Source organism: Paenibacillus sp. P3E (assembly GCF_001909045.1).
Taxonomy (GTDB): domain Bacteria; phylum Bacillota; class Bacilli; order Paenibacillales; family Paenibacillaceae; genus Paenibacillus_AQ; species Paenibacillus_AQ helianthi.
The window spans coordinates 14694-30291 of the sequence record NZ_LVWH01000048.1; the positions used below are offsets into that span (position 1 = coordinate 14694).

Annotated in this window: 10 protein-coding genes; 7 read left to right on the forward strand and 3 right to left on the reverse strand. The window is 50.6% G+C overall.

Annotated features, from left to right (window positions below; genetic code table 11):
* Window positions 1-83: 83 nt before the first annotated feature.
* From A3842_RS06395 to A3842_RS06410, 4 genes are all read left to right on the forward strand, one after another.
* Complete coding sequence (locus A3842_RS06395) at window positions 84-1481, forward strand: MATE family efflux transporter (RefSeq protein WP_074100813.1); 1398 nt, start codon at window positions 84-86, stop codon at window positions 1479-1481.
* Window positions 1482-1935: 454 nt separating this feature from the next.
* The gene (locus A3842_RS06400; RefSeq protein ID WP_244169711.1) at window positions 1936-2802 is read left to right on the forward strand and encodes an ABC transporter permease; all 867 of its coding nucleotides are present in this window, start codon (window positions 1936-1938) and stop codon (window positions 2800-2802) included.
* Window positions 2803-2838: 36 nt separating this feature from the next.
* A complete protein-coding gene (locus tag A3842_RS06405; protein WP_074083728.1) occupies window positions 2839-3732 on the forward strand; it encodes a carbohydrate ABC transporter permease in 894 nt (297 codons plus the stop codon).
* Window positions 3733-3960: 228 nt separating this feature from the next.
* The gene (locus A3842_RS06410; protein ID WP_074083729.1) at window positions 3961-5565 is read left to right on the forward strand and encodes an extracellular solute-binding protein; all 1605 of its coding nucleotides are present in this window, start codon (window positions 3961-3963) and stop codon (window positions 5563-5565) included.
* Window positions 5566-5880: 315 nt separating this feature from the next.
* Here the strand turns inward: A3842_RS06410 and A3842_RS06415 are convergent, their stop codons facing one another.
* The 3 genes from A3842_RS06415 to A3842_RS06425 all read right to left on the reverse strand — a co-directional run bounded on the left by A3842_RS06415 (window position 5881) and on the right by A3842_RS06425 (window position 10359).
* On the reverse strand, window positions 5881-7401 hold the full coding sequence (locus tag A3842_RS06415; RefSeq protein ID WP_074100814.1) for a DUF4179 domain-containing protein: 1521 nt from the start codon (window positions 7399-7401) through the stop codon (window positions 5881-5883).
* Window positions 7402-7421: 20 nt separating this feature from the next.
* Complete coding sequence (locus tag A3842_RS06420; RefSeq protein ID WP_083606724.1) at window positions 7422-7931, reverse strand: sigma-70 family RNA polymerase sigma factor; 510 nt, start codon at window positions 7929-7931, stop codon at window positions 7422-7424.
* 196 nt (window positions 7932-8127) lie between these two features.
* Window positions 8128-10359: an AraC family transcriptional regulator gene (locus A3842_RS06425; RefSeq protein ID WP_074100815.1), complete on the reverse strand. Its 2232-nt coding sequence runs from the start codon at window positions 10357-10359 to the stop codon at window positions 8128-8130.
* Window positions 10360-10658: 299 nt separating this feature from the next.
* Between A3842_RS06425 and A3842_RS06430 the strand changes: the two genes are divergently transcribed.
* Genes A3842_RS06430 through A3842_RS06440 form a run of 3 tightly spaced genes read left to right on the forward strand, consistent with a single transcriptional unit; the run spans window position 10659 to window position 15570 of the window.
* Window positions 10659-12200: a response regulator gene (locus A3842_RS06430; protein WP_083609497.1), complete on the forward strand. Its 1542-nt coding sequence runs from the start codon at window positions 10659-10661 to the stop codon at window positions 12198-12200.
* Window positions 12201-12217: 17 nt separating this feature from the next.
* Window positions 12218-14041 (forward strand): sensor histidine kinase, encoded by a 1824-nt coding sequence (locus tag A3842_RS06435; RefSeq protein WP_074100816.1) that lies wholly within the window; start codon window positions 12218-12220, stop codon window positions 14039-14041.
* Window positions 14038-15570 carry a response regulator gene (locus A3842_RS06440; protein ID WP_074100817.1) on the forward strand — a complete coding sequence of 511 codons (1533 nt, stop codon included), beginning with the start codon at window positions 14038-14040 and terminating at the stop codon, window positions 15568-15570. The genes A3842_RS06435 and A3842_RS06440 overlap by 4 nt, the downstream gene beginning before the upstream one ends.
* Window positions 15571-15598: the final 28 nt, after the last annotated feature.

Below are 15598 nucleotides of genomic sequence, written 5' to 3' on the forward strand. Positions count from 1 at the left end.
ATAATTTAGTTCTGACAAGATGAATTGTATCGAAGTGGGCGCAGGATTCGAGTAAGGGCGCGCACCGGAGGAGGGTTGATTTCGTGAAAGCTATAACCGGAAAATCCGGTCTGTGGATGCTGGCCTGGCCGATCTTCATCGAGATATTTCTGCAGACGCTGCTGGGAACGGTGGACACGATTATGGTCAGCCGGATTTCGGATGACGCGGTTGCGGTTGTAGGGATTTCCAATCAGCTGTTCGGTGCGTTGACCACGCTCTTCACCACCTTGGCCGGAGGGGCGGGAATTCTGATTGCCCAGCGTCTGGGTTCGGGGCGGTCAGAGGAAGCGCGCACGATAGCTATTATGGGAGTAACGTCCAGCAGTATCCTGGGCTTCGGAGTTAGCCTGCTGATGTTCCTGTACTCGGACCCCACGGCCCGGCTGCTGCATATCTCCGAAGAGCTGCTGCCGCTCGCGCATGTCTATCTCACCTATGTCGGGGGCGGATTGTTCATGGTCGGGATGACCGTTGCGCTGGGTTCAGCGATCCGCAATACCGGAAATACCCGTGGTCCGATGTATACGGGAGTGGCGGTGAATATCATTCATATTGCCCTGAACTATCTGCTGATCTTTGGAGTGTTCGGGCTGCCGGAGCTGGGCCTGGCCGGGATCGCGGTGTCCAATATGATCAGCCGGCTGCTGGGTGTCTTCATTCTGCTGTATCTGTTCAGCCGGTCCTTTGAACGTACAGTCCGGCTGCGGGATTTCCGGATCTTCAACCGGAGGCTGTTCGGGGAGATCGTCCGTATCAGCTGGCCGCTGGGCCTCAATTCTTCATCATGGGTACTGTCACAGCTGGTGATCTATTCGTTTATGGCAATACTCGGGGCAAAAGAACTGGCAGCCCGCACCTATCTGAATACGCTGGAATCCTTCTGCTTCACGTTGGGTTATGCCGTCGCGATGGCTGGACAGATTCAGCTTGCTCATCTCTTCGGCGCCCGGCAGATGCAAGAGGTCTATCAAGGGGCTTACCGCACGCTCTATATCGGGTTGGTTATTGTCGGTGCCAACGTGCTGCTGCTGTTTGTGTTTGGGAGAACGCTGCTGGGATTTTTCACAGAGGATGAGGCGATTATTTCGATAGGGGTATCCCTGCTAGCCCTTAATCTGCTGCTGCAGCCCTGCAAAATGCTGAACATGGCCATGGGTAATTCGCTCAATGCGATTGGAGATACCCGTTATACTATGTATGTCTCCATCTGCTCCATGTCGCTCATCGGCGTGGGCTGCTCTTACTTCCTCGGGATCAGTGCCGGCTGGGGTCTGACAGGCATTTATTGCTGTATGATTGCCGATGAGGCGACAAGAGGGCTGCTGGTGCTGCGGCGCTGGCGGAAGCGGAAGGTGCTGAGTGAGGCAGAACGGCGAATGGATGAGGAAACACCGGGGCTGGCGGTGAAACGGGGCCGGGCTCTTTTCGTGGAATCTTAGATTAGTGATGCATATGGTCTTCTATATAATGCTCCGGGGCTGTCCTGATACAGGAGAGTTTACGGGGCTTTTTGCCGTTCAACCTTTGTTTACTCCACAGAAGTCAGAAATGTTCACTAGGCGATAGTCCACAATATACAGGAATACCCTTAAGCTGCACTATTCACCCTGAAAGGTGTCTTCTATACTCAAAACATACATTGGACGGTGCTGCTGAACACAGCTTCAGGCGTCCAAGCGGGGGAGCAGGCATATGCTGCCGCAAATTATTTTATAGGGGTATAGGAGGGTGAAGGCGGCTTTGAGATACCGCAAACGCAAGAGTGGAATACCACTCGCCATTGAGCTTCCTATTAAGGGGGCGGGGCTGCCGTCCGAGACGGGGGCCTGGACACAGAAGAAGAAAAAGAAAGGTTTCCTGCATGAGCTGGTCCATAACCGGATTCTTTTTCTGATGCTGCTGCCTACACTGCTGTTCTTTCTGGTCAATTCGTATTTCCCGATGGTCGGCGTGTATTACGCGTTTACCCAGTTTGATTTCAATTCCGGTTTGTTCGATGCACCCTTTGTGGGTCTCAAAAACTTCGAATTTCTCTGGAAGTCCGGCACGCTGGTGAAGCTCACTCTGAACACGATTGGCTACAACCTGGCGTTTATCCTGCTGGGGAATGTGCTCGCGATTGTCTGTGCGATTCTGCTCAGCGAACTGCGTATCAAATGGTTCAAAAAGCTGACCCAATCCATCATGTTCCTGCCGTATTTCGTCTCCTTCGTTATTCTGAGTGTTATCGTATACAACGTGTTCAATTATGATAACGGTTTCTTAAATACGCTGCTGGCCCAGTTCGGGGCGGGACCTGTCGATGTCTACAATAAACCGTCGGCCTGGATTTTCCTGATCATTCTATTTTATCTCTGGAAGAATCTTGGCTACAGCATGGTCATTTACCTCGCTTCCATTACTGGAATCAGTGAAGAGTATTATGAAGCGGCCAAAATCGACGGTGCCCATATCTTCCAGCGGATCTGGTATATCACCGTGCCGATGCTGAAATCGACCTTTATAGTGCTGCTGCTGTTCTCGCTGGGAAGCATTATGAAAGGGCAGTTTGACCTCTTTTACCAACTGATCGGTAACAACGGGGTCCTCTACAATACCACAGACATTCTGGATACGTATGTGTTCCGTTCGCTGAAGGTTACCTTTGATGTCGGAATGGCGACGGCGGCAGGGCTGTACCAATCGCTGTTCGGTTTCATTCTGATCATGACAGTGAACTACATTATCCGCAAAATAAATGATGATTACGCTTTGTTCTAGGATGTGCTGAACACGATACGGAAGGAGAAATAGAGCATGCATATCAAAGACGATCATTATACAAGGCTGCTGCAGGGTCTTGCCTACACGGTTATCATTCTGGGCTCTCTGGCCTGCCTGATTCCGTTCCTGCTGATTATTTCGGCATCCTTGACTGCCAATGATTCGATCATTAAGGATGGTTATCATCTCATTCCGGCTGAGTTCTCGCTGGAGGGCTACAAAACGGTATTTACCTTCCCGGACGAGGTGCTGCGTGCATATGGCGTTACACTGTTCACTACGGTGACGGGCACGATACTGGGGCTGTTTTTTATGACTATGGCCGGATATGTGCTGGCCCGCAAGGATTTCAAGTACCGCAATACCTTCTCATTCTACATCTACTTCACCACCCTGTTCGGTGGGGGGCTGGTGCCCTGGTACATTATGATGACCAAATATCTGCATCTTACCGATTCGTATGGGGCGCTGATTTTTCCGGGGCTGATGACACCGTTTCTGATTATTCTAATGAAGAACTTCATCCGTTCGGCCGTTCCCGAGGAGCTGTTCGAATCTGCCAAGATCGACGGAGCCGGTGATTTCAAAATCTATTGGAGGATTGTCCTCCAGCTGTCGATGCCCGGCATCGCCACGGTCGGCCTGTTTCTCGCCTTAGCCTACTGGAACGACTGGTTCTCGTCTTCGCTGTTCATCAATGATCCGCATAAGTACCAGCTGCAGTTCCATCTGTACAATGTAATCAATTCGGCAGCTTTCATTGCCAACATGGGCGCGGGTACCGGTGTCAGCCTGGGCAGTGATTTGCCTACCGAGTCAACCAAAATGGCGATGGCCATCGTCGTTACCGGACCCATTCTGTTTCTGTACCCGTTCATCCAGCGCTATTTTGTAAAGGGCTTGACCGTTGGGGCTGTAAAAGGTTAGAACCGAGTGGCAGAAAGTACCATTACCGTGCTTCTGTTATTCGGCTAACATAGAGTCATACAAGATAAGGGTAGCTCACCAAACGTAGCGTATGCTTCCAAAGTCAGTTTTGTACGAAGCCTGAACAAGGGAGCTGTGCTCACAAAACTTAGCGTATGCTTTCGAAGTCAGTTTTGTACGAAGCCTGAACAAGGAAGCTGTGCTCACAAAACTTTTAGGAGGGTTCATATGAAAAAGAAAGCAGGCAGAAAAACTCTGGCAACGCTTACAACAACTGCGCTGGCCCTATCGCTTCTTGCAGGATGCGGTGGTAACAACAGCAACAGTAATGCTAACAAAGGCAGCGCTGGAACAGAAGGCAAGACCAATACTGCCGCCACAACAGAGGGTAACGCAGCCCCCGCAGCTGAAACTGGAATCGACACCTCGAAGAAGGTTGAGCTTCAGTTCTACATGCTTGGAGACGCTCCGAAGGATCTGCCGATCATTCAAGATGAAATCAATAAGATGGCTCAGGAAGATCTGAATGCTACCGTGAAGTTCAACTATACAAGCTGGACGGACTGGGATCAGAAATACAAGCTGCTGCTGTCCTCCGGCCAGGCGATTGATCTGATTTTCACAGCGGACTGGACCCAATATCAATCCTATGCCAAACGCGGCGCGTTCCTCGCTATCGATGATCTCCTGCCCAAGGCTGCACCGGAGTTGCAGAAATTCGTCCCTGAATCGATGTGGGAGGATGTGAAGGTAGACGGTAAAATCTATACGGTTCCTGCGACCTTTAAAGAATATGTAACTAACGGTTTCGTATATCGCGAGGATCTGCGCAAGAAATATAATCTGCCGGCTCCAAAAGATCTGGCTACCTATGAGGCCTACATGGACGGAATCAAGGCCAATGAGCCGGATATGATGCCTATATCCCTAAACAGCGACATCGGCAATAATCTGCATTACATTTATACGGAGTTGAATAAAATGGTCGGTGCTCTGCCTTACGGTATGGGCGTGAAGTATGAAACACCTACAACAGTCTACTCCTATTGGGGCTCTGATGAGCAAAAAGAAGAGCTGAAGACCATGAAGCGCTGGGCGGACAAAGGGTTTATTCCCAAGAACGTGCTGAACATCAAGGATACGATGCAAGACCCGATTACTTCGGGTAAAGCGGCCAGCATGTTCGGAGATAATCCTAACCGCTTTAACGATATGAAGATGAAGATCAGCACAACACATCCTGAGTGGGAGCTGGCCTATTCTCCATTCGGTAGAACAACAGGATATGCAACGCCGGTACATCCGATACACAATGGTTTTGCCATTCCCAAGAGCAGCAAAAATCCCGAAAGAGCACTTGCTTTCTATCAGAAGCTGGTCCTGGACAAACGGTATAACCAGCTGACGCAATACGGTATTGAAGGCAAGAACTACACTGTAGAGGGCGGTTACTACAAGCTGGTAGGCACTAGCCAATCCAATGGCTTCTCCCGTGAGGGAATGAACGGCTGGGCTTGGAGAAATCCGGAATTCATGTTGTTCGATAAGGGATTTGATGGAGTAAAGGCGATCTTCGACGAGCTAGACAAGATTCAGAAGCCAGATCTGTTCCTGGGCTTTGCGGAGGATTACAGTTCGTATCAGGCTGAAAAAGCGGCTCTGGAGCAGGTAGAGAAGCAGTACCTGTTCCCGCTGGAAGCCGGGCTGGTAGATGATGTGGATAAAGGACTCGAAACCTTTATGCAGAAGGCCAAGCAGGCTGGTCTGGAAAAGATCCAGGCGGAATGGACGAAGCAGTGGAATGCTTATACTGCTGAAAAAGGGATCAAATAATAGAGGAGTGCCCCGGCAGCGGTTTGCCGGGGCTTCTTTTTGTCTGGAGCCCAGCCAACTAGAAAAATGTCATATTTGGTGCTGGCCGTAACTCCAGGGAATGTTTGGACTTCCGGCCGCTGTTGTCTCCAGATGTTTTGGATTGTACCGCTTATAGCGGATAACATTCGGAGACAAAGGCGGACGCTATCGCTCCTCCAGTTCAAAACTTCCCCTACGTTACTTTTCACCTTAATGGTATTTTCCAAGTTCATCAGGACAAGACAAAATGCCCCTTTGCCGCTTCCGGGACAAAGGGGGAGGAGAAGGGGGTTTCTATTTCTTGGAGAACAGCTCGATACTTTGCGTCTCCAAAATTGGATTCCAAATGCGTTCAACCGATATGGTAAGCGGCTGCGGGTAATCTGCAGCTTGACTGTCAAAAGATAAACTCATCTCATCTATTCCTGTGCCATCAATAGAGATCGTGGTGCCGCCGAAATTGTGTAGTGCAGTTTCTCGATTCGTTCTTTCATGCACCTGGCCGTTAGCATCGGTAAAATTGTCGTCGAGCCATGTGCCGGTGTACTCCGCCTGAACCGCCCCTTGCGAATCGGTATAATAAGACAGGTTGGCTACTTTGCGCCGCAGCAGAATCTCATCCGCTGTTGCATTATGCTCTTGCTTGGATGTGACCATTTCAAAATCGTCTGTCGGCGCTTCAATAATCTGCTGCTTGTTCAGATCGGCTACAAATTTCATGCGGTCCGGTTCCAGAGCCGAAATGCCGGCAATCTTCAGCGAGGCGGAATCCGGCTGGTTAAGCCCGGTATGCCTGAACACCAGTGTTGCCTGCGAATGGTCTTTGTACACTTCGGAGTTATCGGCCGTGATTCTGCCCGGATAAACTAATTTATCGATTTGACTCCCGGTTGTTGCGATCAGAACGGGGTTAAGCAGGCTGAACATCCGTTTGGTGTTCGCCTTGTCATACTCCAGATCAACATAGGTATTCAGCGGAGTATATTGCACTTGGAGTACTTTGATCTTTTGACCGTCCACCGTCAGCGTACGATTCACAGACAGTGTACGCTCCTGGTCTTTAAACCTGGCCGGGTCAAGCTCGAACGATACCTCCAGGGCGGTCCGATACTTGTTGCTGCTGGAAGTGAGCGCCTGGTCGGACGTTCCGGTGAGAATCAGAGTGAACTTCACATCCTTGGAATAGGCGATGGAGGCCGGATAGTTGGTGGAATAAATAAAATCCTTGCTTTGGCCGGGCTGGATCCGGGAGTCACTATCGTACGCCATTTCCAGGGCTGCGCCTCGATGCGGATATGGAACCTCGAAATCCCCGAATTGAATCTTCGTATCCGCAGGAATAACTTCTGTATCCGTATCGTTTTGCACGCTGAACAGGATATACACTTTACGGCCATCCGTGACGGCGCCATCCACATTCATGCGGAAACCTTTGTTTGTTGCGCTTTGACGGACCGGCTTGATCAGATCCCGTTCCAGAATGTCAGCAACCAGCCGATTGTGTAAGGGCTGGTTGCGATAGGCCGCAAAATCATCCCAGCTTTTGGTGCTGGCCGCCTGTGCTGAACCGCCGAGGTCAGAATCGCCTGTATCTCCGGCTGGCAGGCCGATGGAGAAGAAAATCAGAAAAATGGCTGCGGCCGTGGCTAATACGGCCCCGGCTCCATAGGAATAGAAACGCCGTTGGCTGCGTTTTTTGCCTTGCGCCACTCCGCTGCGCATTGCATTATAAATTTTCATTTCCCGGATCGTCTCCGCGTTTAGATTGACCTCTCGGGCATCCTGTTTCAGGATATCTTCTTCTTTTTCCAACATCTCAGCCACCTCCCATATGCTCACAAATAATTCCGCAACTGCCCCAGTCCTTCACGCAGCCAGGTTTTGATCGTGCCTTCGGGCTTATTCAGTACCTTGGCAATTTCGGCGGTCGTCATATCCTGGTAATACTTGAGCATCACGGCATGCCTGTATTTCGGCTTCATCCGGTTCATCGCCCGCTCCAGATCAAGACGATCACTGCTCCTCATCTCCTGGGCTTCCTGCTCCTTCAGCTTCTCCGCCGGAACGACGCGTTTTTTGCGCCGCAGCTCATCCATGCAGCAGTTGATGGTAATCCGGATTAGCCACGGTGTGAAGGCCTGTTCGTTTTTGAGCTTTTTGTGCTTCATCCAGGCCCGGCACGAGGCTTCCTGCACCGCTTCCAGGGCATCCGCTTCGGAACGCAGATAGCTGTACGCGATCGCATACAGTTTACGGTGCTCGCCCGCAAGCCGTTGAAAGAATACCTCTTCATCCATCAGCGTAACATCCGCTGTATTGGCCTTGTTCATTATCTTCTCCACCATTCACCATCCCCTCTTCCTTGTTTGTGTCGGTCTATGGAAGAAGTCGCCCCGAAATATGTTTTCACAAGTAAGACGGAGTTGACCGGAAAAACGATTGATTATTTTACTAAATTAAAACACATACAAGAATAGGCCAACCAGTAGTTCTGGCTGACCTAATAATACTAAGACAACCTAAAGGTGTCTTAAGAGGATACTATGCATGCTTGGAGCGGCGGTAATCGGTAGGCGTGGTGCCAAAGCTGCGCTTGAACATCCGGTGCAGGTAGGAACTGCTGGTGAACCCGCAGCGTTCGGCAATGGTGGTTACAGGCAGATCGGTATTCTCCAGCAGGCTGCAGACTTCGCGCATCCGCACCTCCAGGATGACGTCCACGATGCTGGCCATCGTTTGCTGCTTGTATAGGCGGCTGATATAGATCGGCGACATATCCAGCTCGTCAGCAATCTGATTGAGGCTTAGGCTGGGCTCCATGTAGGCCTCATTTATTTTTTGATTGATCAGGCGGACCAGTTCGTGCTGCTTGGAGCTTTTTTTCTCGGCCAGCTGTTCATGCATTTCATTGAAAAGAGCGAAAAAGGCCTGCTCCAGCTCCGCGACCGTTTCTACCAATTCCAAAGTGGGCAGTTCGACAGCCCCCTCATTTTGCAAGCGGTTACGTTTTTGGACGTTGATGATAATCTCCTTGATGGTCACGCTGAGTCTGGATACAGTCAGCTGTACCGACGAGAACGGATAGGCTGAGGTCTCGCGGATAATGCTGCTGAAATGCTCACGGGCTTCTTCCATTTTGCCGCTCATCAGCGCATCGACGAGTCTTTTTTCTTTTTCTGTAGGATAGTGATAAAGGTTAGCTTGAAGGGCATGGATGGACTGGGCGCTGATCATGCAGCCATGCCCGTAGAACAGCCTATGATTGGAAGCTTCCCTAACCTGCTTATAGAGCTGGTGCAGCTGCAGGGGATTGCGGTCAATATGACTATAGGTAAGGGTCAGACTCACCTTCAAATAGTCGGAGCAGGCTTGCTGAATCTGGCGGAGCAGCGTCTCAATCAGTTCGGTGTCCGTGTATTCCTTGGGATCTACAATATTCAAAAGCACCAGGATGCCGTCATCGTTCATGTCTACAGTCTCCACACGATAGGTCTGACCACAAATTTCTGAAGCGATATTCATAATGGCGAACTTGTAGGCCAGTAAATACGATGAACGGGATTCCCTGAACTCCTGGTAATTGTCAATCCGCAGCAGAATCAAGCGGTAATCATCATTGAAGGTGAAATGGATACCGAGCTGGCGCAGCTTCTCGACCTGCTGGATGGATTGCAGGGGCTTGAGGCCGAGAATCAAATCGCGCAACGTATTTTGCCGGATGGTGAACATGCTGTCGCGTTTTTCGGATTCCAGAATATTCATCTCCCGGACAATCCGGTCGATGGGAAGATATAGTCTGCGCGACATGAGCCAGGAGAAGGCGATACCTGCCACAAAAATCAGTGCGGCAATCAGCAGGGTGGCGTTGCGGATGCTGTTGGTCTGCTTGGTGATGATATCGTAAGGTGTGATGCGCACATACTGCCAGCCTAAAGCATCCTGCGAAGTATATGAGATCAGCGAGCTGATCCCGCCGAATTTACCGATAAAAGAGCCGGAGGCCTGACCCTGAATCCGCTGCTGAACCCAATTGGTCTCCAGCGGAGACAATTCCTGCGGCTCAAGACTGCCTACGGACAGAAATTTTCCTTGATCAGCGAGAATAAAGGTAGCGCTCCTGGAGTCCACGGGACTGGTGATTTCTTTGTTAATCCATGGCGCCGAAATGTTGACAATAACGGCAGAATTGATGGCCCGGTCCCAGCCAATGGCGTCGAAGCACAGGAAGGTATAGGCCCGGACCCGGTCATTCTCCGCGGCGCCGTTGGAATACACGCGTGGAATGGGGGTGAACGGTTTGTATTCCTGATAATGATTCAGAATATCCAGAATGCTCGTGTCTACTAATTCCTGCTCCGTAAATACACCGTTCTGGCCGTGTGAAGAGGCGATGTACAGCTTTGCGCTTTTGGGATTGTAGACATAGATGGACTCGATATAAGGCATGGAGCTGAGGTAATTCCCCAGTTCGGACATGGCTGCCGTAACATCATAGATATCCGGTTTGTCGTAAAATACAATTTTGGAGACAGTGCTGTTGCGGTAGATCTGAAATGAAAGCGATTGCGCGGCATCGGTCATGTTGACCACCTCTTTGCTCGTTTGCGTGAGGTTGCCAAGGTCGGAGCGGAAAGCCTGCGTTTTTTCCACGCCAATATAATAGTTGTAATAGATGATGGTGGAGACAAGGAAGGTTAAGGACACACATAACGTCATACTGACCAATATTTTGCTGTACAGTGCTCTTTTGTTGCCGATCTTGTTCAGTCTCATAAGCATCCCCCTGATTCACTGTGTATGGGTGTGATGATCACGCCTTCTCTCTATTGTTCACAGTATCAGTATAAGCTTCACACCGTGAACAGAACAGTGGAGCAAGATGAGAATATTGCACAGGCTGAAGTTCAAGGGAGTGAACAAATCTAATATTTATGTACAAAAGCTACTTACAGCGCATTTTGATTTCTTGATAAAGTAAATGTACACAACATAATCCAATTGTGCTAGGCTAATTAATATTTATTTTGCTGGTACAACTTTACTCTTGTGGATATGAGAGGGGAGCAGGACGATTGCTGAAAGTAATGCTGGTGGATGATGAGCCATGGGTGCTCGAAGGATTAAGGACTATGGTGGACTGGAAGAAATATGGATTTGAAGTGTGCGGGGGGGCTCAGAACGGCCCGGATGCGTTCAGGATGATTCAAGAGCTTCGGCCGGATTTGGTGCTCACGGACATTAATATTCCTGTGATGAATGGATTGGAGCTGATAACCAGGGTGAACGAAATAATGGACAAGGCGCCGCGGTTTGTAATTTTGAGCGGATATGACGACTTCAATTATGCCCGGACAGCCCTGCGTGAGCGGGTCGATCAATATTTGCTGAAGCCGATTGACGATGAGGAGATAGGGGCTCTCTTAGATAAGCTAGGCAGGATGATCCGATATGAAATCGCTTCCGAAAAAGAACGCTGGAAGGAACAGGCCTGTTTGACCAGCCATCTGCTCGGCCGTTTCATTCAGGGCGAAGACAGCGAAGAACTGCGCCAGCTCTCCAGGGATGTGCTGCAGCTTGATGAAGATGCTGAACTGGTGTGCATTCTGATTGCAGCCGCTACTCCTGTGGTCCATGCAGAGAGACAGAGGGATGGAGGATTTCCTTGGGATATCAGTTATGCGTTTCAGGATGGCGCGGGCCGGGCGGGACTGGTCGTGCAGTCCGCTGCCTTGTCTTCCGATGCGCTGGAAGGAGCCGTCAGTCTGCTGCAAAGAGAACTGGCGGAAGAGCTTCAGGAGCCTGTTATTGTAATGGTCAGCGACCGGCTGACCGGTATGGCCGCCATCCGTGAGAGCTATCTGCAGACTCTTGAGGTGTGGAAGCTTAAGTACCAGAGAGAGCGCAGCGGGATTTTCCATTACAGTGATCTCAAGAAATGCCGGCCGGAGAAAAGGATTCATGAAGAAGGGTTCACGGCACTTGTGAACAAGGTCAAGGCGGGTGAAGCAGCGAAGCTGCAGGTTTATGTCAAGGAGGCTTTTGCGGGGTTTGGTGGTAAGCTGTTCACGGTAGAAGAGGTCCAGGCAGAGGTTGCCCATCTGGAAATGACTCTATACCGCCACCTCAAGGAGATGAATGGTGATCCTGACATAGTGATGGGTAATCTCCAGGCTGAATTCGGAAATCTCGGAGGGCTTGGTGATTATTTTCTGCTGAGCAGTTATGTACACAGGCTGTGTACAGAGAGTACTGTCTATCTGGCGGAATTGAAGCAGGCCAACCAGGGAAACACCATATTTAACGTCATACAGTATGTAGATCTTGAGTTCAGGGGGAAGCTGCAGCTTCAGGATCTGGCCAGGCAGTTTCACATGAATTCCACCTACCTGGGACAGTTGTTCCGCAAGGAGACCGGGTGCAGTTTCAGCGAATATGTGAATGAGAAGCGGATTGAAGCAGCCAAGGGGCTGCTTAAGCGGACGCAGCTCAAAATATCGGATATCGCGCTGCAGGTCGGTTTTTCGAATACGGACTATTTCATCGAGAAATTTAAGGGAATGGTGGGGGTCCCGCCCTCCGTATACAAATATTCGGGCAACAATAAGCAGTTCTAAGAAAGCCGGTGCGTGCCATGGAGAAAAAAAGATTCCGGTTTGCTCATTTTGTGAATGATATTCCGCTGAACTATAAATTTTTTCTGATTTACTTCGTGGGTGTCCTGCTTCCCATCATGATCATCAACCTGGTCTTCCTGGACCGGATCACCGATCTGATCCGCTCAAGAGAGCAGCAGAATCTGGAGATCTCGCTGGAGCGGGCACGGAAGGATATTCATGATTATATCGAGGGCGGGGTCGCGGTGGCCTACACACTGTCCACGGACAAGAATCTGTATGAAATGCTGGACCGGGAGTATAAGAATCTCATCGACTTTTATGGTGCCTATGACGAACAGCTCCGGGACCGCTTGAACAGCTATATGCCGGTGAACAACCAGATTGACCGGATCAGTATATTTACGGACAACCGCTCGATCGTATCCGGGGGCAACTATCAGGCCATAAACAATCGGGTCTGGAACAGTGACTGGTATAAGCAGCTGAAGACTTCGCATAATCAGGTTGTTGTAACCGCTTACCGTACGAGTGTGGAAGGAAATGCATCCGCTTCTATTCCAGCTCTCAGTGTGGTCCAGATTATGAACAACTTCAGGAATTACAATACATACGAGAAGCTGGTACGGATCGATCTGGATCTTACTGAAATCTATGATGTGATTGCCCGTGAAAAAGATTATCTCAGTCTGTATCTGGTCAACGAGCAGAATCAGATTGTCATGTCGGCGGACAGCGGCTATCAGCGGATCACCGACGAGCCCTACCCGCTGTTCAAACAGCTGGATGATGGATCCAAGGAGGATGTTCATATCGCACCCTTAGGCACAGCCGTCTACCTGAAGGGCTGGCGGATTGTCGGGATCACCCAGGGGGAGCGGATTACGCAGGCGGTGCTGGATATGCGGCTGTATGCCGCCTTTCTGGCGACCACGATTACCTTGCTGACCAGCGGCTTTATCTATGTGATGCTGAGATCGTATAACTACAGGGTCAAGCGGCTCTCCAGACATATGCAGAAGGTGACGAACGAGAAGTTTGAGCTGATCCGCATTGACGAAGGCCGCGACGAGATTGGAGGACTAATCCATAATTTCAACCGGATGACCACCCGGATCAATTCGCTGATCAATGACGTGTACAAGCTGGAAATTCAGAAAAAAAATCTGGAGATGGAACGTGTCAGGGCCGAACTCAATTTCCTCCAGAGTCAGATGAATCCCCATTTTCTGTTCAATACGCTGAATGCGATCCTGGTCGTCTGCACCAAAAACAATTACTCCGATGTGACGGATATTGTGAAAAGCCTGTCTAAGCTGCTCCGGAGGCTGCTGAGCTGGAAGGAGGATCTCGTGTCGCTGGAGGAAGAAATGTCGTTCATTGAGATGTACTTGAAGATCGAAAAATTCAGGTTCAGAGATAAATTCGACTATGTGTTCGAAATCGATGAGCAGTCGAAAAGGTACAAAATTCCCAAGCTGAGTATGCAGCCGCTGGTGGAGAATTCCTGCAAGCACGGGCTGCAGACCATTGAGGGCCTGGGTATTATTACGGTGAAAACAGCTGTTGAGGACAACCGCCTGCAAATTACAGTGTCCGATAACGGCAAAGGCATCGAGGCCGGGCGGCTCAAGGAGCTGATGGGTGCCATAAGGAACGAGGATTCTTCGGGAGCAAATGTCGGACTGCGCAATGTATACCGCAGACTGGAGCTGTATTATCAGGATCAGGTCCGATTCGAGATGATCAGTACGCCGAACCAGGGGACCGTTGTGACCTTTGGGATTCCGCTTCGGCTACTGGAAAGGTTGTACCCGTTTGAAGGTGAGGGAGACGTATGAACTATAAAGTGCTTTTGATTGATGACGAACCGAGCAGCCTTGAGGGGCTGATGTTGTGGATCGACTGGGAGGCGCTTGGCTTCGATGTTTGCGGAACCTGCAGCAATGGCCGGGAGGGAATAGAGCAGATGCGGCGGCTGCAGCCGGATCTGGTGATTACGGATGTGAACATGCCTGTAATGAACGGTCTGGAGATGGTTGCTGCCTGGCGCCGGGAAGAGCCGGAGAAGATCAGATTCGCGATATTAAGCGGCTACAGTGAGTTCGAGTATGCACAGACGGCCATCCGGTACGGCATCCATCATTATTTGCTAAAACCGGTTTTTCCAGAGGAGACCGCGGAAGAGCTGAAGGCAATCCATCAGGAACTGGAACGGGACAACCGCCGGCTGCTGATGAATCAAATGGCTTCCTCCGAAACGATAGCTGCGGGAATGAAAAGGATGCTGCTGCATAAGCCGGATGACCAGCAGGCGCAGGCGCTTCCGGCGGGACTGCCTGAGGGTATGGACTGGTGGAATATACTGCTGCTTCAGACCATACCGGAGCTGTATCCCGAGCTGAGGGGCAGAGTGGCAGCTCTTGTCGCTGAACAACAAGCAATGTATTTAGTGGACCTGGAAGCAGGCAGCTTGGCTGTTGTATTCGGCTATAGAAACCGCTTTCCGGCAACAGCGGCGGACGTGCTCGCCCCGCTACAGCAGGAATATGCCGGCAAGCCCCTGTTGATTTCACTCGGAGCCGCAGGCAAATCTCCACTGTACCTGGCAGACAGCTACCGGACGGCGAAGGCAGCGGGGCTGCATTACTTTTACCGGACGCCGCCGGTCGGCCTTATATCCTATCAGGAAATTAACAACTATCCGTTTAGCTATCACTATGACCATATCCGGTTGATGGATGCCATTCTGGCTCCGGTCAATACGCTGGATCCCGAGGGATTCAGGCAAGCGGTTGATTCGGCGGCCCATAGTTTTCTTGAACAGCATGTGGCACCTGAAGTGGTAAGGAAGCTGGTCATCCATCTCATGTACCAGATGATCGGGCTGACTCCGGAAGGCTGTGAACTCCGCGGGCCGTTCTTGCCGGGAAGCTTTGACGCTGCTGAAATGCCGCATGCCATGCTTAACTTAACGGGGTTAATGAAGCTGTTGTCCACCTGCGGCGAAGCCTGTATTGAACTGCTTGTACAGGTGCAGCGCCAGGGCTCCCATGGAATTGTCCAGGAGATTAATCAGTATATCGGAGAGCATTACCGCGAAACGCTGACGATACAGAAGCTGGCAGAGATTTTTTATCTGCATCCGGTGTATCTTGGACAGCTGCTCCGCAAAAAGAACGGTATTCCTTTCAATGAGCAGCTGCATACGCTACGGATTGAAAAGGCGGCGGCCCTGCTCCGGCAGAGTTCGCTGAAGCTCTCGGAGATTGCCGATCAGGTAGGGTATACGAATTATGGGCAGTTCCTGAAACAGTTTGAGAAGAAAATGGGCACCGGTCCCGGGCAGTACCGCAATACAAAGTCCTAAACTTTTTGGGGGGTACACCTTTAGTTCG